We start from the raw sequence: 24663 nt of genomic DNA on the forward strand, positions 1-24663 counted from the left end.
GATCCCGGGGGCGAATGGGGGGCATACCCCATGGCCGCGCCGCTGCCCGGGACGGTTGGCTGGGAGCCATGGAAAGCCTCCTCGCCGGACTCGCCGACCACTTCGGACCACTCCTGCTCGCACTCGGCGCGCTGTTCGCATTCGCCGAGTCCGCGCTCGGTCTCGGCTTCGTGTTCCCCGGCGAGACCGTGGTGCTCGGCATCGGCGCGGCGACGAGCACCGGTGACCAGGTCGCCCTGGCGATCGGGGTCGTCGCACTCGGTGCCACGGCCGGGGACCACCTCGGCTACCTGATCGGGAAGAGGGCCGGACCCACGCTCCGGGAGACGCGGGTGGTGAGCCGGGTCGGTACCCGGCACTGGGACCGCGGCGCGCGGATGCTGCGTCGTTACGGGGTCCTGGCGATCATCGTCTCCCGGCTGCTCCCGGCCGTGCGCACGCTGGTGCCACCGGCCGCGGGAGCGAGCCGGGTGGGCTACGGGACGTTCGTGGTCGGGTCGATCGTCGGAGCGTTGCTGTGGTCCGGGCTCTGGGTCGGCGTCGGCGCCGCGGCCCGGACGGCGTTGCCCCAGGCCGCCGCCAGGCTCGGCACGGCCAGTTGGCTGGTGCTCGCGGGCGTGGTGGTGGCCGCGGTCGTGTCGGTGCTCGCGGTGCGCCTCGCCCGTCGCCGCTCCCGGGCAGCGGGCCGGGTCGCCGCGGATGACGTCACCGAGTGCGCCTGAGGGCGCTCGACCATGCCGCATGGGCGGGAGCACCGGCGCACGCCGAGTACGCCCGGGTGCACCGGCCCCGGAGGCCGCGTCAGGCGCGGGGCGGGTGCACCCCGCCGCGCGCGAGCCAGTTGATCCACGCATCGCGCCAGTCGGTGACCGGCGCGCCGACCTCGTCGCCGAGGCCGACGCCGTGCCGCCCGGTGGGGTAGACGTGCAGTTCGAACGGCACGGCCGCATCCCGCAGCGCTGCGGCCATCAGGAGCGAGTTCTCCACCGGGACCGCGGCGTCGTCCGCGGTGTGCCACAGGAACGCCGGCGGAGTGTTCGAGTCGACCCGGCGTTCCACGCTCAGGGAGGCCGCACGGGCCTCGGTGTCGGTCTCGCCGAGCAGGTTCCGGCGCGAGTCGACGTGGGCCCGATTCACGAGCGAGATCACCGCATAACTGAGTGTGACCAGATCCGGCCGACCCAGGGTGTGCACGTCGGCGCCGTCGCGTGCGGCCAGGTCGGCCCGCTCGGCCTCGGTGACCGTGGCGACCGAGCCGGCGAGGTGGCCGCCGGCGGAGAAGCCGACCACCGCCACCGGCCCGGAGAAGGCCCCGTGCACCCCGGCTCGGAGGTCGGCCAGCGCGAGCAGGACCTGGTCCAGGGCATCCGGATGGATGGCCGGTGCCACCGGGTACTCCAGGTGCCCTGACGCGATGCCGCGCTCGGCGAGAAACGCCGTGACGCCCGGTCCCTCGTGCTCGGACCGCCCGGCGTAACCACCGCCCGGCAGCACGAGCACGAACCCGGAGGCACCGCCGTCGGCCAGTTCCTCGGCGCTGGGATGCAGAACGAGCGGGACGCGCGGAACTCGACCGGTTGCCGACATGCGCAGCACTGTAGGGCACCCGACGGGCGGTCGGCGCCGCCGTCGCGACGGGTCAGTGCACGGGGTAGGTGGCCGGGGCCTTCTCGAACGCCCGGGAGATGCGCTCGCGGCGTTCGAGCACCTCGTCGCGCATGTCCTCCATGTCCCGCAGCACCCGCTTGCGGACCCGCTTGCTGAGGAGATCGACGTAGAGCTGGCCGTGCAGGTGGCCGACCTCGTGCTGGAAGCAACGGGCCAGGTAGTCCCTGCCCTCGAGTTCGACGGGCTCGCCGTGCTGATCGACCCCGCGCACACGCACGTGCACGGGGCGGAACAGGTCCGCGCCGGGGCCGGGCACGCTCAGGCAGCCCTCCTCGCCCTCCTCGGTCTCGCCGTCCAGCACCGTGAGCACAGGGTTCACCACGTGCCCGACGTGACGAACGTCGTCGGAGTCGGTCAGGTCGTAGACGAACAGCCGGACGTCCTCGCCGACCTGGTTCGCCGCCAGGCCGACGCCCTCGGCGACGAGCATGGTCGCGAACATGTCGTCCACGAGCCGGGCCAGTTCCGGTGACCCGAAGTTCTCGACATCCCGGCACGGGTGGTGCAGGACGTCCTCGCCGACCTCGGTGATCCGCAGCGCCTGACCGCGGGTCGCCTCGGGCGGGACCTCGGGATAGTTCGCCACGGGAACGCCTTGGAGGAGGGTGGTGCTCATGTCGACCATTGTTCCGCAAGCGCGGGGGTGCCCGGTGTTCCCCGACCGTCGGTCGGCGACGCTGGGCCGGCGACGCCCGGCGGCCGTCGTCACTCAGTGGCCCCTGAACGCCTCGGCCAGCCACCAGGACGGCTCGGAGTCGGCCACCTTCGCGTCGATCAGGAGCGGCGTGTCGCGGGGACCGCGCAGCCAGTCGATCACCGGCGCCAGGTCCTCGGGGCGTCGCACCGTGACCCCGGTGAAGCCGTACCCGCGCGCGATGGCGGCGAGGTCGGTGTCGCCGAACTCGACGAACCCGTGATCGGTCCCGCTGCGACCGAAGTGGTGCAGTTCGGCGCCGTAACCGCCGTCGTTGTAGACGATCACCACGAGCGGCAGGCCCAGCCGGACGACGGTCTCGAGTTCGGATGCGGCCATCAGGATGCCACCGTCGCCGGTGCCCAGGACGGGCAGCCGCCCCGGGTGCGCGAGGGCGGTGCCGATAGCGGAGCCGAGGCCGAGCCCGACGCACTGGAACGCCTGGCTGAAGCACAGCGACCGTTCGTCGGCGACCTCGAGGAACATCGACGGATAGCCGAGGAAGTTTCCCGAGTCCACGGCGACCACCCGGTCGGCGTCGAGGATCTCGTCGAGCCCGACGGTGAGCGTACGAGGGTCGATCCGCTCAGCGGTCGACAGATCGTCGTACAGCACGTCCCGCCAGCGCCCCTCGTCCGCGATGCGGCCGCGGACGGACTCGGTCCGGTAGCCGACGGCTGTGTGCCCGCGTCCGGCCAGCCGCGCGGTGGTGTGCTCGGCGGTCCGGGCGCTGTCGCCGATCACCGCCAGGTCCACCGGCCGGTGCCGGCCCGGCGCCATCGGATCGACGTCCACCTGGACCACCCGCGCGCTCGGCCCGATCAGGGTCCCGTGACGCGTCGTCCACATGTTCAACGCGCACCCGAACGAGACGATCAGGTCCGCGCCCGCGATCAGTTCGGCGGCCAAGGGCGTGGCGAACCCGCCGGAGACGTCCAGGTCCCACGCATCCCCCCGGAAGAGACCACGGACGACGGCGGAGGTCGCCAACAAGGCGCCCGTCGCCTCGCCTAGGGCGCGCAGGGCGGGACCCGCGTCGCGGGCGCCGCGGCCCGCCACGATCACCGGACGCCGGGCCGTCGCGAACGCGTCCACGAGCGCCGTGACGGCATCCGGGTCGGGGGCGGGGGAACCCGCGAATGTGGTCTCGGGCGGGCCGGTCCTCGGCACGTCGGGGCCCGGCGGGTCGGTGCCGGGCCGGCCGACGGCCGCAGTGCGTGACTGCTCGCCGACCGGCGTCGGTGCGTCCGCCGTCACGCCGTCGACCTCCGTGCCCTGCACGTCCAAGGGCAGGTTCAACAGCACCGGGATGCGTTCGGTCACGGCGAGCCGGTGGGCGAGCGCGGCGTCGCGGGCAGCGCTACCGGCCGAGACCCGTAGGCTGCGCCCACCGACCGACTCGATCAGCCGGTCCTGGGCGATCCGGAAGTTCGAGTGCAGGGCCGACCCCGCGGTCTCGGCAGCCAGGATGACCATCGGCGTGCCACTCTTCGCGGCCTCGGTGATGCCGGTGACCGCGTTCGTGAGACCGCAGCCCTGATGCACGCTGAGCGCGCTCACGCCGCCGCCCATCCGCGAGTAGGCATCCGCCATCGCGGCCGCGCCACCCTCGTGCCGGGCCGCGACGTAGGTGGCACCGGCGTCGATCATGGACCGAGTGACGGCGTAGTTGCCGCTGCCGATCACGCCGAACACCTGCGTCACCCCGAGGCCGACCAGGGTCCGGGCGACGACCTCCTGGACCTGCACGTCAGGCGCCCGTCGGCACCAGGGCGAGCACACGGGCCGGGCTGGCGGTGCCACCGACGATCGGGAGCGGGGCCGCGATCAACACGGCACCGCGGGTCGGCAGCGACTCCAGGTTCCGCAACTGCGTCAGGCCGTACTTGCCGGCGCCGAGAAGGAGGTTGTGGCCGGGGTAGGGCGGGTCGAACGACCCGGCCTGACCGGCGTCCGTGCCCACCGTCTCCACGGCCATCCCGATGATGTGCGGGTGCTCGGCCACGAAGCGCGCCGCCTCCGTGGACGGACCGGGCGTGTGCGGACCGTCCTCGGCGTTGTTCAGGAACGCCACGGCGTCGTCGGCCCGCGCGGCCCAGCCGGTGCGCAGCACGAGCCAGCTGGGCTCGGTGATGGCGCCGTGCTCGACCTCCCAGGCCCGCAGGTGCGCCGGCTCGAGCAGGAAGTCCGGGTTCAGGGCGACCTCATCGCTCACGTCCACCACGACTGCGGGAGCGACCAGCTTCTCCGGCGGGATCTGCGAGACGTCCTCGCCGTCCTTGCCCGTGATCCAGTGCTTCGGGGCGTCCAGGTGGGTGCCGGTGTGTTCACCCGTGGTGAAGACGTTGCAGTGCCAGGCCGGTCCCCGTTCGTCGAAGTGGGCCACCTCGGTCAACTCGAACGGAACCGTGTTCACCCACGGCTCGGGCAGTTCGAGGATCGGGGTCTGTGCGGTCAGCGGGGCAGTCAGATCGATGACCCGGACGGCTCCGGAGGTCAGGGCGGCGGTGAGGTCCATGGGGCTCCTTCGGCGGGGTGACGGCTTCGTCCTCGCGGATCGTATCGACTGCCGCCCGCTCCTGGTGCCGGTCGTCCACACCCGGGGAGAGGAGCGCAAAGTGGTGTGCTTCCGACGTACCGGGTACGTCGGACTCACACCGCAACAGACAGACCGGAGTCCGGCGAGCGTCAGTCCCAGCGCACCTCGGGGACGTCGGCGCCGAAGTCGACGGCGGGCGCACCGAGGTGCCCGGCGCTGCCGGCGATCAGTTCGCAGCGGCCGGCCTGACCGTCCTCGGAGCAGTCGAACTCGACGTGGACCGTGCCGATGGGCTCGCCGCTCACGATCCTCGGGTCGTAGGCGTCGATGTCGGCCTCGAGGGAGTCGAGGGTCGCCTGGGCCTCGGCCGACAACGTCCTGGAGATGGTGCCCTCGGTCACCGTGGTGCCCTGGATCGTGCCGGGCAGGTCGATGCCGCAGCCGGCGGCGAGCGTCGTCGAGGCGATGCATGTGCCGACCGCCTCGCCGACCAGGGTGCGGAAGGTTGCGAGGCCCGCGTCGCTCAGCACGACGTCAGCGTCGAAGTCCGCCGCGTCGTAGTCCTGTGAGACGGTCGTCACCGTGGTGCCGCCGAGCGTGAACATCGGGTCGGACACGCTCAACTCGTAGGCGCCCAGGAACACCTCCACCTCCATGTCCGTGACCGGGACACCATTGACCAGCGCGCCTGCGGCGACCAGCGGATCGCCGATGTAGAGGCTGCCGTAGCCGCCGACGATCTCCCACTCGGCGGTGTCCTCGGCGGACGCAGGGCCGACGACCCTCAGGGTGATCTCGACCTGCTCGTCGCCCAACAGGTACGACGCCCGGACGTCGACCGTTCCGAGCGCGGCCTCCGGAACGACGGGAGCCACCTCGATCTCGGTGATCGGCGCGACCGCGTTCGATGCCGCCAGCACTTCATCGGTCATCAGCACCGACGGCCCGGCGGTGAGCGTGAGGAACGAGAGTGCCGTCTCGGCGTCGCCGTCCGCCAGTGCGTGCAGGTAGCCCTGGACGGGAGCGATCGCGGCGTCAGCTCGTGCCTGCGCGGCGGCCTCGGCGGCCAGCGCCGAGGCGGTCGCCTCCTCCGCCGCCCGCTGCTCCGCGCGCCGGGCACTCGTGACCGAGAGCACCACGACGAGTGCGATCACGAGCACGAGGGAGCCGATGATGGCGAGGAGCACACCCCTGCGCATCGGCCTGCGCGGTGGCGTGGCCGCGGGCTGGAGCAGTCCTGGCGGGGGGCCGTGCCACGGTTCGTGCGGATCCGGCATGGAGCGTTGCTGCGAGGAGCCTGGCGGCCAGGGCTGCTGCGCCGAGTCCTGCGGCCAGGGTTGCTGCGCCGCCTGCGGTGGGACCTGCTGCCAGGGTTGGCCGCCGTTGCTCAGCGGCCAGGGCCGGTCCACACCGGGTGCCTGCCAGGCCGGCCGTGCCGACTGTCCGCCCGGTGATGACCACGGCGACCGGGCCTCGGGCGGCCTGACGTATGAGGGCGGGCCCGGGTCCGAGTGCGGCCCCGGAGACCGGTCCGGCCGAGCCCCGGTGTGCTCCCCGGGCTGCTGTGAGTCCTGCCCCATGGTCACTCCTCGCCCCTGCGTCCGGCCCTCGAGGCCCGTGGCTCACGGGCGTGCACGGCTGCGTTTGGCGCGAATCGTACCGGCATCGTCGCTCGCCGGCGGGCGATACCCCCCACGGCACCCGAGCGCGGGCGGTCAGCCGGGCTCGGCAGTGGCGTCCCTGGCGGTGGCACCCTCGGCAGGTGCGTCGTCCTCCGAGAAGTTGGCACCGTCCGGCCAGGCGCAGAGGCACACCTTGTTGCCGGCGCGATCGGCGAGGATCCAGTGTCCCGGTGCCGCGTCGTGCACCACGGTCCCGCCCGCCGCCACGGCCGCCTCGAACCGGCCCCGGGCGTGCTCGCGCGCCACCGACACGTCGATGTGCATCGCGTGCCGAAGCGGCTTCGCCTCGTCGAGCCCCTGCATCCAGACCGTGGAGCCATGGCCGAGCGGGTCGATGCCGTTGTCATCGTCCATCGGGTCGTAGCCGAGGGCGGCCCGCCAGAAGGCGATGTCGAGGTCGTCGGGTCTCGCCGCGATCGCGAGTTGCACCTCCTGGACCTGACTGCGGTCGGCGCGCGCGCCCTGCGCAGCGGCTACCGCCGAGACCGCCCGGGCCAGGTCAACGTGCCCGACCTCGAGTGCCCACAGGTCCCGGGTCAGCCGAACGGTGAGCCGGTCCCGGGCGATCGTGAGGATCCCGCCTGCGTCCTCGAACCCCGCGACCCCCGCGATCGCCCCGGCGAGCCGCACGGCCTCGACGAGCGAGCCGGTCGGGAACACCGCCGTCGCGCCACCGTGAAGGACGACCCAGTCGTCGAGGCCGGTGGCCCCGAGGAAGTGGCGCCAACCCTGTTCGCTCATGTCCGGCCTCCGATTCTGGGGGTGGGTCCACCCTGGCCGAACCTACCGGCCGTCCGGGCGTGGCGGGCCACACCGGCCGACCGAAAACACGTTGACATCCCGCCGACGCCCCTGAAGGCTCTCTGACCTATCCGACCCATCGGCTCCCAGCCCGACGAGAGAACGGAACGACCATGCGCGAGTTCGTGTGCACCGCAATCGCCCACCTGCACACGGAGAGCCATGGAACGTCCACGACCCAGCAGACCCACACCTGACGCACCCGCGCGCCCCGGCACCCGCCGCCTCAACCTCGGCGTCCTGGCCCATGTCGATGCCGGCAAGACCAGCCTGACCGAGGCCCTGTTGCACGCCGGCGGCGCGATCGACCGGATCGGCGGGGTGGACGCCGGCACGACCCAGACCGACACCCTCGCCCTGGAGCGGCAGCGAGGTATCACGATCCGCTCCGCGGTGGCGTCGTTCCGGGTCGGCGACATCGGCGTCAACCTGGTGGACACGCCCGGTCACCCGGACTTCATCGCCGAGGTCGACAGGTCGCTGGCGGTCCTGGACGGTGCCGTCCTGGTCCTGTCCGCCGTCGAGGGGGTGCAGGCCCAGACCGTGGTGCTGTACCGGGCGCTGCGGCGCCTCGAGGTTCCACTCGTGCTGTTCGTGAACAAGATCGACCGGTCCGGGGCAGCGCCGGAGCGGGTGCTCGACGAGATCCGGTACCGGCTGAACCCGGCGGCGGTCCCGCTCAACCGCGCGCTCGGTGCCGGCGCTCCCGTGGCGCGTGCCCAACCGCTGGCCTGGAGCGAGCCGGCCGTGGCCGAGGACCTGACGGCGCAACTCGCCTCCCACGACGACGGACTGCTCGCCGAGTGGCTCGCCGGACCGGTCCGGGCGCGGCGACTGCGCTCCAGTCTGGAGCGGTCGACCCGGGCCGGCGCCGTCCACCCGGTCCTGTTCGGCTCGGCCCGAACCGGTGCCGGCCTCACCCAGCTGATCGACACGGTGACCCGCCTGCTCACGCCACCCGCCGGCGACGAGACCGCCGCCGTGTCCGCGCAGGTCTTCAAGGTCGAACGCCCCACCTCCGGCGGACGGCACGCCACGCTCCGGATGCGTTCCGGCGTGCTGCGCCTACGGGACCGGGTGCCGCTGGGCGGTGGCCGGACCGCGACCGTCACCGGCCTCGAGGTCTTCGAGCCGGGCGGCCCCGTGCGGCGTGCCCGGGCCGCGCCCGGGCAGATCGCCAGGGTTCGCGGACTGGACACGGTGCAGATCGGTGACTGGCTCGGCTCCGAACCCGCGTCGTGCGCGGCAGCCGACCTGCCGAGGCCGGGCTTCGAGACGCGGGTGGTGGCCCGTGATCCCGCCGAACAGGAGGGCCTGCGCCGGGCGCTGACGGAACTGGCCGACATCGACCCGTTGATCGCGATCCGGCCGGATCGGGGCGCCGTGCGGATCAGCACCTACGGCGAGGTGCAGCAGCAGGTCCTGGCCCAGACCCTGGCCGCCGAGTTCGGCATCGACGCAGACTTCCGGGGGACCACGGTGGCCTGCGTCGAGCGACCGTCGCGCACCGGTGCCGCCGTGCGGCGGATGGGTGATCCCGGCCACCTGCTGAACTACACGCTCGCGGTCCGCATCGAGCCGGCACCACCGGGCAGCGGCATCGACCTGGCCGTCGAGGCGCCACGCACCGGCGTGCCCCTGCACGTCTACTCCACCCTCGAGGGTTACCGGTCGGCGATGCTCGGCTACCTCACCGATCCGCTCGCCTCCGGGCCGCACGGCTGGCCGGTGACGGACGTCAGGGTGATCGTGACCGAGAGCAACTACCCGCCGGCCGGCCCGCGTGCCTCCGAGGTGCGGCACACGACCGGGGAGGTGGTGCGCGAAGCCGTACAGCGGGCGGGCACGACGGTCTGCGAACCGGTCGACCACTTCACGGTCGAAGCACCGGCGCAGACGCTTGCCGCGGTCCTCGGCCTGCTCGCCCGCCACGGCGCCACCATGGACGGCATGGACGCCACGGACGAGAGGAACCGGTTGGCGGTGGTGTCCGGGACGATCCGGACGGCCGCGGTCGGGGCGGTGCGGGCCGGTCTGAATGCCGCCACGAACGGGCAGGGCGTCCTGGAATGCGACCCGGACCACTTCGCGCCCCGGTAGGTCGCGGGCTGGACACCCATCCCACCGACTGTATAGTTATGCACATGCCTGTATCAGTCGCGATCGCCGGCGCCAGCGGCTACGCCGGGGGTGAGGTCCTACGCCTGCTGCTGGGGCACCCCGAGGTGACCGTCGGCGCGCTCACCGCCCACCGGAGCGCCGGTGACCTCGTCGGCACCCACCACCCGCATCTGCGTGCCCTGGCCGACCGGCGGTTCGTCGAGACCACCGCCGAGAACCTGCTCGGCCACGACGTCGTGGTCCTGGCCCTGCCGCACGGTGCCTCCGGCGAGATCGCGGCCGCACTCGCGGCGGCGGGCTCCGACGCGCTCGTGCTGGACTGCGGCGCCGACCACCGACTCGTGGACGCGGAGGACTGGCAGGCGTTCTACGGTTCGCCCCACGCCGGGACCTGGCCGTACGGTCTGCCCGAGCTGGTGCTCGCCGACGCCGGCACCCGCCAGCGTGAGGTACTGCGCTCGGCCCGGCGGATCGCCGTGCCCGGCTGCAACGTCACCGCCGTCACCCTGGGCATCCAGCCAGGTATCGCGACCGGGGTGGTGGAGGCGACCGACCTGGTCGCGGTCCTCGCGAACGGATACTCCGGCGCCGGCAAGGCGGCCAAGACCCACCTGATCGCCTCGGAGGCGCTCGGCTCCGCGGTGCCCTACGCCGTCGGCGGCACGCACCGGCACATCCCCGAGATCGAGCAGAACCTGCGGGCGGCCGGTGCGGAGTACGTCCGGCTCTCCTTCACGCCCACGCTCGTGCCGATGGCCCGGGGCATCCTCGCCACCACGACGGCGCGCCTCACCGACGGCATCGACCCCGCCACGGTCAGGGCGGCCTGGGAGACCTACTACGCGGACGAGCCGTTCGTGCACCTGCTGCCCGAGGGCCAGTGGCCCACCACGGCCGCGACCCTGGGCGCGAACACCGCCCTGGTCCAGGTCGCGGTGGACGCCCGGGCCGGCCGGGTGGTGTCCGTCTGTGCGATCGACAACCTGGTCAAGGGCACCGCCGGCGGCGCCGTCCAGTCGATGAACCTGGCCCTCGGGCTGCCCGAGACCACCGGCCTGCCGACGAACGGAGTCGCCCCGTGAGCATCACCGCACCCGCCGGGTTCCGCGCCGCCGGCGTCACCGCCGGCCTCAAGGCCTCCGGCAAGCCGGACCTCGCGCTGGTCGTCAACGACGGCCCGCAGCACGTCGGCGCCGCCGTGTTCACGTCCAACCGGGTGGTCGGGGCACCGGTCACCTGGTCGCGTCAGGTGGTCGCCGACGGCGTCGTGAACGCCGTCGTGCTGAACTCCGGCGGTGCGAACGTGGCCACCGGCCCCGAGGGGTTCGGCCACGCGCACGCCACGGCCGAGCGGGCGGCCGACCTGCTCGGCATCTCCGCCGCGGACGTCGTGGTGTGCTCGACCGGCCTGATCGGCGTGCCGCTCGCCGCGGACCGGCTGCTCGCCGGACTCGACGTGGCCGCCGCCGCGCTCGGCACCGACGGCGGGGAGGCCGCCGCCACCGCGATCATGACCACCGACACCGTCGCCAAGACCACCCACGTCCCCGGCGCCGGCTGGAGCGTCGGCGGGATGGCCAAGGGCGCGGGCATGCTCGCGCCGGCGCTCGCGACGATGCTCGTGGTGCTCACCACCGATGCCGTCGTCGACGCGGCCACCGCCGACGCCGCGCTGCGGGACGCGGTCGGCACCACCTTCGACCGGATCGACTCGGACGGCTGCATGTCCACCTCGGACACGGTCGTGCTGATGTCCTCCGGGGCCAGCGGCATCACCCCGACCCCCGAGGACTTCGCCGAGGCCGTCCGGTCGGCCTGCGCGACGCTGGCGCGTGCCCTGATCGCCGATGCCGAGGGCTCCACCCATGACATCGCGGTCGAGGTGGTCGGGGCCACCGACACCGGCGCCGCGGTGGCCGTGGCCCGCGCGGTCACCCGGTCCAACCTCTTCAAGGCCGCCATGTTCGGCAACGACCCGAACTGGGGACGCATCATCGCCCAGGTCGGGACGGTGCCGGAGGACGTCGCCCCGTTCGATCCGGCCCGGCTGGACGTGAGCATCAACGGGCTGCTCATCTGCCGGGCCGGCGGAGCGCACGAGGACCCGGCGCAGCTCGACCTGGCCGCCGACCGCGAGGTCCACGTCCGGATCGACCTGCACGCGGGTGACGCGGCGGCGACCGTCTGGACCAACGACCTCTCCCACGCCTACGTCCACGAGAACAGCGCCTACTCCACATGAGCGAGCCCATCCCCGAGCCGGCCCTGCCCGAACCGGCCCCGCCCGAGGCGACGCCCCCTCCCGAGGCGCCCCCCGCCGTCGACCCCTCGTTCGTCTTCAACACCGAGACGGACCTGTTCCCCCACCAGAAGGCGGAGGTGCTCGTCCAGGCTCTGCCGTGGCTGGAGGAGTTCGCCGGGGCGATCGTGGTCATCAAGTTCGGCGGCAACGCCATGGTCGACGCGACCCTCGAGCGCGCCTTCGCCGACGACATCCGGTTCTTCCGCTACGCCGGGCTCAAGCCCGTCGTGGTGCACGGCGGCGGCCCCCAGATCTCGCGCATGCTCGCCCGGCTCGGGATCACCTCCGAGTTCCGCGGCGGCCTGCGGGTGACCACACCGGAGACCATGGACGTGGTGCGGATGGTGCTCACCGGCCAGGTCCAGCGCGACCTGGTCAGCCGGCTCAACGAGCGCGAGCCGCTCGCCGTCGGCCTGTCCGGCGAGGACGGCGGCCTGTTCCGCGCCGTGAAGCGGCCCGCGATGATCGACGGCGAGCCCGTCGACGTCGGCCTGGTCGGGGATGTCGTCGAGGTGCGCCCGAAGGCCGTGCAGGACCTGCTCGACGCCGGCCGGATCCCGGTGGTCTCCACGATCGCGCCCGACGGCGAGCACCCCGGCGATGTCCTGAACGTGAACGCGGACACCGCCGCCGCCGCGCTCGCCACCGCGCTCGGGGCGCAGAAGCTCGTGGTGCTCACCGACGTGGAGGGGCTCTACGCCGCGTGGCCGGACCGGTCCTCGCTGATCCGCTCGATCGGCGCGGACGACCTCGAGGAGCTGCTGCCCGGCCTGGAGTCCGGGATGGTCCCGAAGATGGAGGCATGCCTGCGCGCGGTCCGCGGCGGTGTGCGCCAGGCCCACGTGATCGACGGCCGCCAGCCGCACTCGCTGCTGCTGGAGATCTTCACGAACGAGGGGGTGGGCACGATGGTGCTGCCCGTCGCCGAGCGAAGCGAGAACGACGAGAACGACGAGGACGACGAGGACACAGCATGAGTGAAGTGATCGAGGCCGCCACCGGTTCGCTGACCCAGGACGACTGGCGGCGCCGGTACGCGGGCGCGGTGATGAACACGTTCGGCCCGCCGCAGCGGGTGCTCGTGCGTGGTGAGGGTTGCTACGTGTGGGACGCGGACGGCAACCGCTTCCTCGACCTGCTCGCCGGCATCGCGGTGAACGCGCTCGGGCACGCCCACCCCACGCTCACCGGCGCGATCAGCGCGCAGCTCGGCACGCTCGGGCACATCTCGAACTTCTTCGCCTCGCCCACCCAGATCACGCTCGCCGAGCGCCTGCTCGGCCTCGTGGTCGACGGCGGCGCACCGGCGGGTGCGCGCGTGTTCTTCACGAACTCCGGCACCGAGGCGATGGAGGCGGCGTTCAAGCTCGCCCGCCGTCACGGCGGCCCCGGCCGGGACCGCATCCTCGCCCTCGACGGCGCGTTCCACGGCCGGTCCATGGGCGCGCTCGCGCTCACCGCGAAGCCCGCCTACCGGGAGCCGTTCGAGCCGCTGCCGGGCGGCGTGGAGCACCTGCCGTTCGGTGACCTCGCGGCCCTGGAGGCCGCATTCGCCGACGGCGGAGGGCGGGTCGCGGCGCTGATCGTCGAGCCGGTCCAGGGGGAGGCCGGGGTACGGCCGCTGCCCCCGGGGTACCTGGCCGCGGCGCGCGAGCTGACCTCCGCCAACGGAGCCCTGCTGATCCTCGACGAGGTGCAGTCCGGCATGGGCCGCACCGGCACCTGGATGGGCCACCACCTGCCGCACGTCGGCGGAGGGGTGGTCCCAGACGCGATCGCCCTGGCCAAGGGCCTCGGCGGCGGGTTCCCGATGGGCGCGCTCGTGGCCGTCTCCGAGGAGGCGGCCACCCTGCTCGCCCCCGGCCAGCACGGCACCACGTTCGGCGGGAACCCGGTGGCCGCCGCCGCCGCCCTGGCCACCATCCACGTGATCGAGCGCGACGGGCTGCTCGCGAACGCGACGACCGTGGGGCAGCACCTGCGCACCGAGATCGCGGCCCTCGACCACCCGCTCGTGACCGGGTGCCGCGGCGAGGGCCTGCTGATCGCGATCGAGCTCGCCGCACCGGTGGCCCCGGCGGCCGCGACCGCCGCGCTCGCACACGGCTACATCGTCAACGCGGTGGCCCCGGACGCGATCCGGCTGGCCCCGCCGCTGATCCTGACCACGACGCAGGCCGACGCCTTCGTGGCGGACCTGCCGACGATCCTCACGGAGGCGAACCCCGCATGAACCAGCCCAGCACGCCCCGCCACTTCCTCGCCGACGACGACCTGACCAGCGCCGAGCAGCGCGAGGTGCTGCAGCTCGCGCTCGCCACGAAGGCGGCCCGGCACGCGTTCCGGCCGCTGGCCGGGCCGCAGGCGGTCGCGATCATCTTCGACAAGCCGACCCTGCGCACCCAGGCGTCGTTCACCGCGGGCGTCGCCGAGCTCGGCGGCTACCCGATGCTCGTGGACGGCAACCTCGCCCAGGTCGGCGTGCGGGAGTCCGTGCCGGACGTGGCCCGGGTGCTCGGCCGGATGACGTCGGCGATCGTGTGGCGCACGTTCGGCCAGGACCGGATCGAGGCGATGGCCGCCCACGCCGGGGTGCCGGTCGTGAACGCGCTCACCGACGACTACCACCCGTGCCAGATCCTCGCCGACCTGCTCACCATCGCCGAGCACACCGGCGGCCTGTCCGCCTCCGGGCCGGCCCTGGCCGGGCGGACGTTCGCCTACGTCGGCGACGGCGCGAACAACATGGCCAACTCCTACCTGCTCGGCGGCGCGCTCGCCGGGCTGGACGTGCGTATCGGTGCCCCGGCCGATTACCACCCGCGCGCCGACATCGTGGCCCGGGCGCAGGCGATCGCGAGCGAGACCGGCGGTGCCGTGACGATTAGTACGGACGCGGCCGAGGTGGTGCAGGGCGCGGACGCCGTCGCCACCGACACCTGGGTGTCGATGGGCCAGGAGGACGAGTCCGCGGCGCGCGAGGCCCCCTTCCGCCCCTACCAGCTGAACGACGACCTGCTCGGCCAGGCTGCGCCGTCGGCGATTGCGATGCACTGCCTGCCCGCCTACCGCGGCAAGGAGATCACCGACGAGGTGATGGAGGGTCCGCGGTCGGTCGTCTGGGACGAGGCCGAGAACCGGCTGCACGCGCAGAAGGCGATCCTGGCGTGGCTGGTGCAGCAGGGATGAGCATTCCCGCGACCAAGACGGCCCGGCACGCCCTCATCAGACAAGTGGTGGAGGCGGGTGTGGTGCGCTCCCAGTCCGAGCTGCAGGCCGTGCTCGCCGACCGGGGCGTCAGCGCCACCCAGGCGACCCTGTCGCGGGACCTGGACGAGTTGCGCGCCTACAAGGTCCGTGACGCGGTGGGCGGCCAGCGGTACGCGCTGCCCCCCGAGAGCGGGATCGGCTACGCGGGCGGCGACACCGAGCAGCTCGCCACCCGCCTGGCCCGGTTGTGCACCGAGCTGCTCGTCTCGGCCGACGTCTCCGGGAACCTGGTGGTGCTGCGCACCCCGCCGGGCGCGGCACAATTCTTGGCATCGGCGATCGACCACTCCGTCCTGCCGCCGGTGATCGGCACGATCGCCGGGGACGACACCGTGCTGGTGATCGCCGCCGAGGCGGAGGGTGGACCCGCGGTCGCCCAGCTGTTCCTGGATCTGGCCGATGGCCGCGATCCCGAGAGAGAAACCACGAACCCTGAGGAGAACCGGTGAGCAAGGTACTGACGGAACTGCCGGTCGGCGAACGGGTGGGAATCGCGTTCTCCGGCGGCCTGGACACCTCGGTCGCGGTGGCCTGGATGCGCCACCACGGGGCGATCCCGTGCACCTACACCGCTGACCTGGGCCAGTACGACGAGCCCGAGATCGAGAAGGTCCCGGGCCGCGCCATCGCCTACGGCGCGGAACTTTCCCGCGCCGTGGACTGCCGGAGCGCCCTGGTCGAGGAGGGGCTCGCCGCGCTCGCCTGCGGTGCGTTCCACATCCGCAGCGGCGGCCGCGCCTACTTCAACACCACCCCCCTCGGCCGCGCCGTCACCGGCACCCTGCTGGTGCGCGCCATGCAGGCCGACGACGTCGACATCTGGGGGGACGGGTCCACGTTCAAGGGCAACGACATCGAGCGGTTCTACCGCTACGGGCTGCTCGCGAACCCGTCCCTGCGGATCTACAAGCCGTGGCTGGACCCGGCGTTCGTGTCCGAGCTGGGCGGCCGGGCCGAGATGAGCGAGTGGCTCGCGGAGCACGACCTGCCCTACCGGGACAGCGCCGAGAAGGCCTACTCCACCGACGCCAACATCTGGGGCGCCACCCACGAGGCGAAGACCCTCGAGCACCTGGACGTCTCCCTCGAGACCGTCGACCCGATCATGGGCGTCAAGTTCTGGGACCCGGCCGTGACGATCGAGCCCGAGGACGTCACCATCGCCTTCGTCCAGGGCCGCCCGGTCGAGATCAACGGACAGCCGTTCGCCGACCCGGTGGACCTCGTGCACGAGGCGAACACCATCGGTGGCCGGCACGGGCTCGGCATGTCCGACCAGATCGAGAACCGGATCATCGAGGCGAAGTCCCGCGGCATCTACGAGGCCCCGGGGATGGCGCTGCTGCACATCGCCTATGAGCGGCTGGTGGCGGCGATCCACAACGAGGACACCATCGCGAACTACCACAACGACGGCCGCCGTCTGGGTCGGCTGCTCTACGAGGGCCGCTGGCTCGACCCGCAGGCGCTCATGATCCGCGAGTCGATCCAGCGGTGGATCGCCTCCGTGGTCACCGGCGAGGTCACCCTGCGCCTGCGGCGCGGCGAGGACTACACGGTGCTGCGTACCGACGGACCCGCGTTCTCCTACCAGCCGGAGAAGCTGTCCATGGAACGCACCGAGGGGGCTGCCTTCGGTCCGACCGACCGGATCGGTCAGCTGACCATGCGCAACCTCGACATCGCCGACTCCCGCGACAAGCTGGAGCTGTACGCCCAGCAGCCGGTGAACCAGGGGCAGGTGCTCGTCGAGAATGGCACCCTGTTCGGTGAACTGCCCACCGGTGGCGCCGCCGTCATCACGGCCAACCCGGCGGTGACCGGTGACGAGACCGCACTGGAGAGCGCGGCCCTGGAGGAGGGGACCGACTGATGGGCGAGCACTCCACGTCCGGCGCCCTCTGGGGCGGGCGCTTCAGCGGTGGCCCCGCCGACGCCCTCGCCGCCCTCAGCAAGTCCACCCACTTCGACTGGCGGCTCGCCCGGCACGACATCGCCGGCTCCCGGGCGCACGCCCGAGTGCTGCACGGCGCCGGGCTGCTGAGCGGGGCGGAACTGGCCGGCATGCTGGCCGCGCTCGACTCCCTGGACGCCGACGTCACCGTCGGCGCGTTCGTGGCCGCGGACGCGGACGAGGACGTGCACACCGCGCTCGAGCGGGGCCTGATCGAGCGCGCCGGCCCCGAACTCGGTGGCAAGCTGCGCGCTGGGCGGTCCCGCAACGACCAGATCGCGACCCTGATCCGGATGTACCTGCGCGAGCAGGCACTGCTGATCGCCGGTGGCGTCCTGGACGTCGTGGACGCGCTGGCCGCGCAGGCGCAGGCGCACCCGAACGCGCCGATGCCGGGGCGCACCCACCTCCAGCACGCCCAGCCGGTGCTGCTCGCCCACCACCTGCTCGCGCACGCCTGGCCGCTGCTGCGTGACGTGGACCGGCTCCGGGACTGGGACGCCCGCGCGGCGATCTCGCCGTACGGGTCCGGGGCGCTCGCGGGCTCCTCACTCGGCCTGGACCCGGCCGCGGTGGCCGCGGACCTGGGCTTCGACGCCCCGGTGGCGAACTCGATCGACGGCACGGCCGCTCGGGACGTGGTGGCCGAGTTCTCGTTCGTGACCGCGATGATCGGGGTCGACCTGTCCCGGATCTCGGAGGAGGTCATCCTCTGGGCCACGAAGGAGTTCGGCTTCGTCACCCTCGACGATGCGTTCTCCACCGGCTCCTCGATCATGCCGCAGAAGAAGAACCCGGACGTGGCCGAGCTCGCCCGCGGCAAGGCGGGCCGTCTCATCGGCGACCTGGCCGGCCTCCTCGCCACCCTCAAGGGGCTGCCGCTCGCGTACAACCGGGACCTGCAGGAGGACAAGGAGCCCGTGTTCGACGCGATCGACACGCTCGAACTGCTCCTGCCCGCCGTCTCCGGCATGGTCGCGACCCTCACGTTCCACACCGAGCGGCTCGCCGAGCTCGCGCCCCAGGGCTTCGCCCTGGCCACCGACATCGCCGAGTGGCTGGTGCGCCGGGGCGTGCCGTTCCGGGACGCCCACGAGATCGCCGGCGCCTGCGTGCAGGCGTGCGAGGCCCGCGGCATCGAGCTCTGGGACCTCGGCGACGACGACCTGGCCGCGATCAGCACCCACCTGACGCCGGGTGTGCGGGACGTGCTCAGCGTCGAGGGATCGATCGGCTCGCGCGACGGGGTCGGGGGCACCGCGCCCGCACGGGTCGCCGAGCAGCTCGAGGCGGCCCGGACCGCGTCCGCCGAGCGGCGCGCGGGCATCGCCGCGATGCGGTGACCCGGGCGCCTCGGATGCCCGACGGCGGGGCCGCTCCGGCCGAGACCGTCGCCGCGATCGTCGCGGCCACGGCCGCGGCGGGGCCGCGGTGCGGGCGGACCACGGTGCTCGCCATCGACGGTCCGGCCGGGTCCGGCAAGACCAGTCTCGCCGCCGCCGTGGCGCCGGCCCTGAACGCCCGGACCATCCACATGGACGACCTCTACGAGGGCTGGTCCGGGCTCGCGGCCGCGGGGGACCGGCTCACCGAGGAGATCCTCGCACCGATCTGGCTCGGGAGGCCGGGCCGGTACCGCCGCTATGACTGGCATGACGAGGAGTTCGCGGAGTCCCACGAGGTCCCGGTCGCCGACCACCTCGTGGTCGAGGGGGTCGGGTGTGTGCGGGCCTCCTCCCGCCGGTTCCTCTCGGTGATCGTGTGGGTGGAGGCCGATGACGACGTCCGGCTGGCCCGCGGCCTCGCCCGCGACGGGGTGGCCGCCGAGCCGCACTGGCGGGACTGGATGGCCACCGAGCGGGACCTGTTCGCCCGGGTCGGCACCCGCGAGCTCGCCGACGTCCGCGTGGACGCCTGGGGCCGGCTGCGCCCATGAGCCGACCATGAGCGACACCGCCCTCGACCTGACCCGGCGCAGTACTGCGCTCGCGACCGAGCTGCTCGGGGCCAGGATCACCTCCCGGGTCGGCGGGCAGGAGGTGACCGTCCGGCTCGTCGAGGTCGAGGCCTACGAGGGCACCGACGACCCCGGATCGCACGCCTTCCGTGGCCCGACCCCGCGCAACGAGGTCATGTTCGGGCCGCCCGGTCGCCTCTACGTCTACCGACATCTCGGGCTGCACCACTGCGCCAATCTCGTCTGCGGTCCGGACGGCGTCGCCTCCGCGGTCCTGTTGCGTGCCGGTGAGGTGGTCGCCGGGACCGACGAGGCCCGACGGCGTCGGCTCGCCGCCGGCGTCTGCCGCACCGACCGGGATCTCGCCCGGGGCCCGGCGCGCCTGGCCGTCGCGCTCGGACTCACCCGTGAACACAACGCAGCCGTGGTCGCTCAGGCGCCGGACGCCGTCGGGCTCCTGAGCCTCGAACCCGGCCCACGGCCCGCCGCCGTGGCCAGCGGCGGCCGGGTCGGGGTCAGCGGCGCCGGCGGCGACGCCGCGCGGTTCGGCTGGCGGTACTGGATCGAGGGCGACCCGCACGTGTCCGCGTACCGGGCCGCCGGACGCCGTTAGGCTCGCTCTGGCCGGCAGGCCGCCGGCCCCGCATGCACCACCACCCCGAGAGGCAGAGAAGTAGACGTGAACGACATCCTCGACGAGCTGCGCTGGCGCGGTCTGATCGCCCAGTCCACCGATGAGTCGGCCCTGGCCGACGCGCTCGCGGCGGGGCCGGTCACCTACTACTGCGGTTTCGACCCGACGGCGCCGAGCCTGCACCACGGACACCTGGTCCAGTTGGTGCTGCTGCGGCACCTGCAACTGGCCGGCCACCGCGCCCTCGCGCTGGTCGGCGGCGCCACCGGGATGATCGGCGACCCGCGGATGTCCGGCGAACGGACCCTGAACGCCAAGGAGGTGGTGGCGGAGTGGACCGAACGACTGCGCAGCCAGATCTCCAGGTTCCTGGACTTCGAGGGCGACAACCCGGCGACCCTGGTGAACAACCTGGACTGGACCGCACCGCTGAGCGCGATCGACTTCCTCCGCGAGATCGGTAAGCACTACCGGCTCGGCACCATGCTCGCCAAGGACACCGTGGCCAGGCGGCTGAACAGCGACGAGGGCATCAGCTTCACGGAGTTCAGCTACCAGATCCTGCAGGGCATGGACTTCCTGGAGTTGCACCGCCGCTACGGTTGCACCCTGCAGACCGGCGGCAACGACCAGTGGGGCAACCTGCTCTCGGGAGTCGAGCTGATCCGCAAGTCCGACGGTGCCGCCGTGCACGTGCTCACCACCCCGCTGATCACGAAGGCCGACGGCACCAAGTTCGGCAAGAGCGAGGGCGGCGCGGTCTGGCTCGCGCCGGACATGATGAGCCCGTACGCGTTCTTCCAGTTCTGGCTGAACACCGACGACGCGGACGTGGTGGGCTACCTGAAGATCTTCACGTTCGCCGACCGCGACCGCATCGGTGAGCTGGAGCGCGCGGTCGCCGAGGCGCCCCGGGCGCGCGAGGCCCAGCGGGTGCTCGCCCGCGAGGTGACGACGCTGGTGCACGGCGCGGACGCCATGGCCCGGGTCGAGGCAGCCTCGGCGGCGCTGTTCGGCGGCGGCGACCTGTCGGGCCTCGACGCCGGTACCCTCGCCGACGCGGTGGCCGAGGTGCCCCGGGGGACCGTGGTGCCGGGGGAGTCCACGATCGTGGATGCCCTGGTGGCGACCGGGCTCGAGAAGGGCCGCAACGCCGCCCGGCGCGTGGTCGGTGAGGGCGGTGCGTACCTGAACAACGTCAAGGTGGCCGACCCGGAGCAGGTGATCACCGAGGCCGACCTCCTCGCCGGCGGCGTGGCCCTGGTGCGCCGTGGCCGGCGCAACCTGGCGGTCGTCACCGCCTGAGCGGTTCGCGGCCGGTGGGCCCATCCCGGTGGCACCAGCTGCCGCGATCGGAAGTCTGCCCGAACGGCCCTGGTGGGCCGACGGCGCGGCGCCCATAATGCTCGGGTGATCGAGAGGGCGCACCCGTGCGTGCGGTCCGGGAGCCCGACCTAGCCGGGATCAGAGGTCGGCGATCCGGCGCTACCACGCCGGCGTCTCGGCAGCGCCCGGCCGGCGTTGCCGACGCGCTCCTCGGCCTGCAGGCCACCGCCGGGAACCGGGCCGTGGTCACCCTCCTGGACCCGTCAGTGCAGCGGCAGCCGCCGAAGCCGGCCCGCACGAGTGCGGGCTGGGCGAATGCCGACACCGCCGCCGGCGGTGGGCCCGGCTGGAACGCCGCGGCCCGGAGCAGGGTGGGCGGCACCGGGATCCGGAGGATCCCGGTGGACGACCTGTCGGCGGGCAACCAGTTGGAGTGGAGCCCGAACCGCGGCGAGCGCTCGAACGCCGCACACGAGCAGGCCGACACCAAGGAGACCGCCGCCGGGCGTGCGATCGTGCTCCTGCCCGAAGGTCTCGACGTCGACCGTCCCATCGACGTGCTGCTGCACCTGCACGGCTACACCGACCGGGCGGGGGACCCCGCGGCCGGCTGGCGGCAGGCGAGGACGCCGGTCACGAAGGATCAGAGAGCCTACAAGCCCGTTCGCGACGTCGACCAGGACCGGATCCTCGCGCAGGTGCACACGGTGACGAAGTCGAACCCGCAGACCCTGGGCATCCTGCCGCAGGGGGTCGGCCACTCCCACTTCGGCAAGAACTTCGTGCCCGGCGGCTATGTCAACGAGGTGATCCGTCGGCTGGAGGAGATCAAGGAACTGCCCGCCCCGAAGTCCGGCTCGCTCGCGGTCAACCTGATCCTGTCCGCGCACAGCGGCGGCGGGCACACGGTTCGCAAGGCGCTGGCCGCGGAGCTCGCCCAGGCGAAGGCCGACACCAGGGCGGCCGCGAAGGCGAAGAGGGCGGGACGCGAGCCGCCGGCCCCGACGGCGCAACCCGGGGCCGCCGGGGGCACGGGTGGCCGAGTCGCCCCCGTGCTGAACCCGGTCCAGGTCGTGCTGTTCGAGGCGATCAACAACGCCCGTGAACTGACCACGGTCCGGGACTGGGTGTACCTGCACCTCAACCGGACCAGGGCCGCACTCGATGCCGAGACCAACCCGATCCTCAAGGCCTGGATCATCATCGGCTGCCCGACGCTGCGTGCCTACCGCTCGGCCACGAACGGGATGTACGCCACCCTGTACCGCGACCTCACGATCGCGATCGACAGGTGGTTCACCGACCCCTCGTTGGGCGGACAGCTGGAGCCGGGCGCGAAGCAGTTGCTCCGCGACCGGTTCCGGGTGGAGGTGCTGCACGGCGTGGTCAGCCAACCGGGCGGCCTGTCCGGGCACGAGCAGGTCGTGGCCGGCCTCGGGACGCCCGAGCAGGGGCCCCTCGCCGACGCGCTGGCCGCGCGCTCGGATCCGTCCGCCTCGAACCTGCTCAAGGGGCCTCCCCGCGGGTCCCAGGCCGCCCCGGGAAACCCCAAGGCGCCGGGACCGAAGAAGGCCCCGAAGCAGAAGAAGGCCCCGAAACAGAAGAAGGCCGCCGCCGCTGGATCCGCACGAGCAGACCAGCCTCCGACCGGGTCGGGCGCGGCGGCTTCCACCGGCGCCGCCGCCGCGGTGGGGGCACCGGCGATCACCTTCGGCCGCCGTGCCCGCCGGGACACCGTGGCCGCCTCCACCCTGACGGTGCTCGCCCAGATCCTGACGACGGCCGGCATCGGAAGCGCGACTATCAGCAGCACCGCCCGCACCCCGCCCGACCAGGCGCGTGCGATGTACGCCAACCTCGTCGGGACCGGGGCGAACCAGGGCGTGGCGAAGCAGCGTGCCCTGTACGGCTCGGCGGGGGACAAGATCATCGACGAGTTCGAGAGACTGCGCGACGAGGGCGGCGCCCCGGCCGAGATCCAGGCCGGCATGGTGGCTCGGATCGAGTCGATCGGGCCCGGCAAGGTCTCCAAGCACTTGGCCGATCCGGCGACGCTGAACGTCCTCGACATCGCACCCACCTCGCTCGGCGGGAGCACGGCGATCGCTCGGTTCGAGGCAGCGGCCGAGGCCCTGGTGGGCACGCAGGTCTCGCGGCTGCTGACCCCCGGCGGTGGTGACCCCGCCGAGCACCTGGAGATCAAACCGGCAGGCGACGGCGTCGTGGGCGCGACGGATGCGCCCGCCGGTCAGGGCGGCTCGGCCGGGAGGAAGCCGGCGAAACGCCCCGTCGCGGAGAAGGCGCCTGAGAAGCGACTCGTGGGAGCGAGGGCCAAGAATCCGGCCGGCGAGAAGATCACGGCGCTCGCGCCCGAGAAGGTCAGGACGCCCACCCCCGACGCCGGCGCTCAGGCCTCGACTACGGCCACCACGGCCGAGGCCGGATCGGGCACCGGCTCAGCGGAGACGAAGGCGTGGATCCTCGACGTCACCCGGACCACCCTCGAGCGCCTGCCGAAGAAGGAGCGGGAGCGGTACGAGCAGATCCCATGGAACGACCTCGACTACCCGGGAGCCTCGTTCAGGATCGAGGACACCTCCGCGGAGAACCTGCTCGCGTGGCGCTCGAAACCGGGGTACGAGGTCTTCGACGTGACGAAGAAGACGAAGAAGGGCGAGGTCGTCACCTGGTACGTGCGCGGTACCCACCAGAAGGACGCCGCGGCCCTCCTGCGGGCCCTGTCCGCGCGCCGCCCCGGCGGTGGCGAGCGGCGGGTCAACACCGGGCCGAACGCCATCCTGACCAAGGCTCAGTTCCGCGCGGACCCGGACGCGTTCGACGACTACATCATCAGCCAGCTCGTCGACCCTCCCGGCGAGAAGAAGGCCGGCACCCGCAAGATGATCAACAAGCACGCCTCGCCCCAGTTCGTGGCGATGCGTGAGGCGGCGGCCAAGGACGGCGTCTCGTTGAGCATCGGCAACGCGTTCCGGGAACGCAAGCGGGCCGAGACGGCGGCGAAGAAGAAGGGGAACCGCTTCTCCACGGCCAGCTACTCCCCACACTCCCTCGGCCTGGCCCTCGACCTCAACCTGCGCACCAAGAGCCTCAAGGACGTGGACGAGGTGACCACCCGCATGACGAACACGATGAAGCTCCTCGGTGCCCCGGCGTACAAGTGGATGTTCGAGCACGGTGCGGACTTCGGCTTCTTCCAGTACCGCAACGAACCCTGGCACTGGGAGTACAACCCGTCCGGGTTCGGCGCGACGTTCTGGGCCGACCAACCCGGCCTGGCTCCCTGACCCCACGGCGACCATGGGGGGCGTGACCGGGGTCACGCGCCAGGGATTTGACCCTGCGGAACCTGACCCGTAGTGTTTCACCTCGTTGCCCCGACAGGGAGGAACGGACACCGCGAGGTGGACGGTCCCGGACAGAGGGCACGAACCCCCGGCAGTCACCCGATGCGATGCATCGAGGAGCGACACGACGGGCCTTGGACCACGGTCCATCGGAACACGTCCCACGCCTTCCCGGCAGCACTTCACGCCGGGGCACGGGATTTGACGATGGGGATGCGGGAGGCTAAGGTTGAGAGGTTGCCCCAGCGAGGATCTTGGTTGGTCTGGTGTTGGTGCGCGTCCGCTCCTTGAGAACTCAACAGTGTGTCATATGATCGATGCCGAATAGTTTGTTTATTTGGTTTGACCAG

20 protein-coding genes are annotated in these 24663 nt (G+C 72.7%); 14 read left to right on the top strand and 6 right to left on the bottom strand.

The genetic code is table 11. The features are described 5' to 3' along the window. The first annotated feature begins 68 nt into the window (after nucleotides 1–68). Entirely contained in the window at nucleotides 69–722 is a 654-nt protein-coding gene (locus EXU48_RS17460) for a DedA family protein (protein ID WP_165962872.1), read from the top strand. Nucleotides 723–801: 79 nt separating this feature from the next. Here EXU48_RS17460 and EXU48_RS17465 read toward each other — a convergent pair whose 3' ends face one another. The 6 genes from EXU48_RS17465 to EXU48_RS17490 all read right to left on the bottom strand — a co-directional run bounded on the left by EXU48_RS17465 (nucleotide 802) and on the right by EXU48_RS17490 (nucleotide 7324). Continuing rightward, a complete protein-coding gene (locus EXU48_RS17465) occupies nucleotides 802–1587 on the bottom strand; it encodes an alpha/beta hydrolase (RefSeq protein WP_133108954.1) in 786 nt (261 codons plus the stop codon). Nucleotides 1588–1639: 52 nt separating this feature from the next. Then, nucleotides 1640–2284: a peptide deformylase gene (def, locus tag EXU48_RS17470; protein WP_133108955.1), complete on the bottom strand. Its 645-nt coding sequence runs from the start codon at nucleotides 2282–2284 to the stop codon at nucleotides 1640–1642. Nucleotides 2285–2377: 93 nt separating this feature from the next. Beyond that, nucleotides 2378–4111, bottom strand: a complete 1734-nt coding sequence (locus tag EXU48_RS17475) for a thiamine pyrophosphate-binding protein (protein ID WP_133108956.1) — start codon at nucleotides 4109–4111, stop codon at nucleotides 2378–2380. Between the two features lies 1 nt (nucleotide 4112). Continuing rightward, on the bottom strand, nucleotides 4113–4880 hold the full coding sequence (locus EXU48_RS17480; protein WP_133108957.1) for a cyclase family protein: 768 nt from the start codon (nucleotides 4878–4880) through the stop codon (nucleotides 4113–4115). Between the two features lie 170 nt (nucleotides 4881–5050). Next, nucleotides 5051–6178, bottom strand: a complete 1128-nt coding sequence (locus EXU48_RS17485) for a hypothetical protein (protein ID WP_133108958.1) — start codon at nucleotides 6176–6178, stop codon at nucleotides 5051–5053. Between the two features lie 438 nt (nucleotides 6179–6616). After that, nucleotides 6617–7324 (bottom strand): VOC family protein, encoded by a 708-nt coding sequence (locus tag EXU48_RS17490; protein ID WP_165962874.1) that lies wholly within the window; start codon nucleotides 7322–7324, stop codon nucleotides 6617–6619. A 222-nt stretch (nucleotides 7325–7546) separates the two neighbouring features. Here EXU48_RS17490 and EXU48_RS17495 point away from each other — a divergent pair, with 222 nt between their 5' ends. The 13 genes from EXU48_RS17495 to EXU48_RS17555 all read left to right on the top strand — a co-directional run bounded on the left by EXU48_RS17495 (nucleotide 7547) and on the right by EXU48_RS17555 (nucleotide 24253). Then, complete coding sequence (locus tag EXU48_RS17495) at nucleotides 7547–9484, top strand: elongation factor G (protein WP_133108959.1); 1938 nt, start codon at nucleotides 7547–7549, stop codon at nucleotides 9482–9484. A 44-nt stretch (nucleotides 9485–9528) separates the two neighbouring features. Then, entirely contained in the window at nucleotides 9529–10587 is a 1059-nt protein-coding gene (gene argC / locus EXU48_RS17500) for an N-acetyl-gamma-glutamyl-phosphate reductase (protein WP_207947800.1), read from the top strand. Continuing rightward, nucleotides 10584–11747: a bifunctional glutamate N-acetyltransferase/amino-acid acetyltransferase ArgJ gene (argJ, locus tag EXU48_RS17505; protein WP_133108961.1), complete on the top strand. Its 1164-nt coding sequence runs from the start codon at nucleotides 10584–10586 to the stop codon at nucleotides 11745–11747. The genes argC and argJ overlap by 4 nt, the downstream gene beginning before the upstream one ends. Then, the gene (gene argB / locus EXU48_RS17510; RefSeq protein WP_133108962.1) at nucleotides 11744–12784 is read left to right on the top strand and encodes an acetylglutamate kinase; all 1041 of its coding nucleotides are present in this window, start codon (nucleotides 11744–11746) and stop codon (nucleotides 12782–12784) included. The genes argJ and argB overlap by 4 nt, the downstream gene beginning before the upstream one ends. Then, entirely contained in the window at nucleotides 12781–14040 is a 1260-nt protein-coding gene (locus EXU48_RS17515; RefSeq protein WP_133108963.1) for an acetylornithine transaminase, read from the top strand. The genes argB and EXU48_RS17515 overlap by 4 nt, the downstream gene beginning before the upstream one ends. Continuing rightward, the gene (argF, locus tag EXU48_RS17520; RefSeq protein WP_133108964.1) at nucleotides 14037–14996 is read left to right on the top strand and encodes an ornithine carbamoyltransferase; all 960 of its coding nucleotides are present in this window, start codon (nucleotides 14037–14039) and stop codon (nucleotides 14994–14996) included. Before EXU48_RS17515 ends, argF begins: the two co-directional genes overlap by 4 nt. Next, nucleotides 14993–15526, top strand: a complete 534-nt coding sequence (locus EXU48_RS17525; protein ID WP_133108965.1) for an arginine repressor — start codon at nucleotides 14993–14995, stop codon at nucleotides 15524–15526. Before argF ends, EXU48_RS17525 begins: the two co-directional genes overlap by 4 nt. Continuing rightward, the gene (argG, locus tag EXU48_RS17530; protein ID WP_133108966.1) at nucleotides 15523–16950 is read left to right on the top strand and encodes an argininosuccinate synthase; all 1428 of its coding nucleotides are present in this window, start codon (nucleotides 15523–15525) and stop codon (nucleotides 16948–16950) included. The genes EXU48_RS17525 and argG overlap by 4 nt, the downstream gene beginning before the upstream one ends. After that, nucleotides 16950–18374, top strand: coding sequence for an argininosuccinate lyase (gene argH, locus EXU48_RS17535; RefSeq protein WP_133108967.1), 1425 nt, complete (start codon nucleotides 16950–16952; stop codon nucleotides 18372–18374). The genes argG and argH overlap by 1 nt, the downstream gene beginning before the upstream one ends. Nucleotides 18375–18388: 14 nt before the next feature. Next, nucleotides 18389–18967 (top strand): nucleoside/nucleotide kinase family protein, encoded by a 579-nt coding sequence (locus EXU48_RS17540; protein WP_133108968.1) that lies wholly within the window; start codon nucleotides 18389–18391, stop codon nucleotides 18965–18967. 7 nt (nucleotides 18968–18974) lie between these two features. Further along, nucleotides 18975–19601: a DNA-3-methyladenine glycosylase gene (locus tag EXU48_RS17545; RefSeq protein WP_133108969.1), complete on the top strand. Its 627-nt coding sequence runs from the start codon at nucleotides 18975–18977 to the stop codon at nucleotides 19599–19601. 66 nt (nucleotides 19602–19667) lie between these two features. Next, the gene (tyrS, locus tag EXU48_RS17550) at nucleotides 19668–20927 is read left to right on the top strand and encodes a tyrosine--tRNA ligase (protein WP_133108970.1); all 1260 of its coding nucleotides are present in this window, start codon (nucleotides 19668–19670) and stop codon (nucleotides 20925–20927) included. 263 nt (nucleotides 20928–21190) lie between these two features. Then, nucleotides 21191–24253 carry a D-alanyl-D-alanine carboxypeptidase family protein gene (locus EXU48_RS17555; protein ID WP_133108971.1) on the top strand — a complete coding sequence of 1021 codons (3063 nt, stop codon included), beginning with the start codon at nucleotides 21191–21193 and terminating at the stop codon, nucleotides 24251–24253. Nucleotides 24254–24663: the final 410 nt, after the last annotated feature.

Origin of the sequence: Occultella glacieicola (genome assembly GCF_004353825.1) — a bacterium.
GTDB classification, from domain to species: domain Bacteria; phylum Actinomycetota; class Actinomycetes; order Actinomycetales; family Beutenbergiaceae; genus Occultella; species Occultella glacieicola.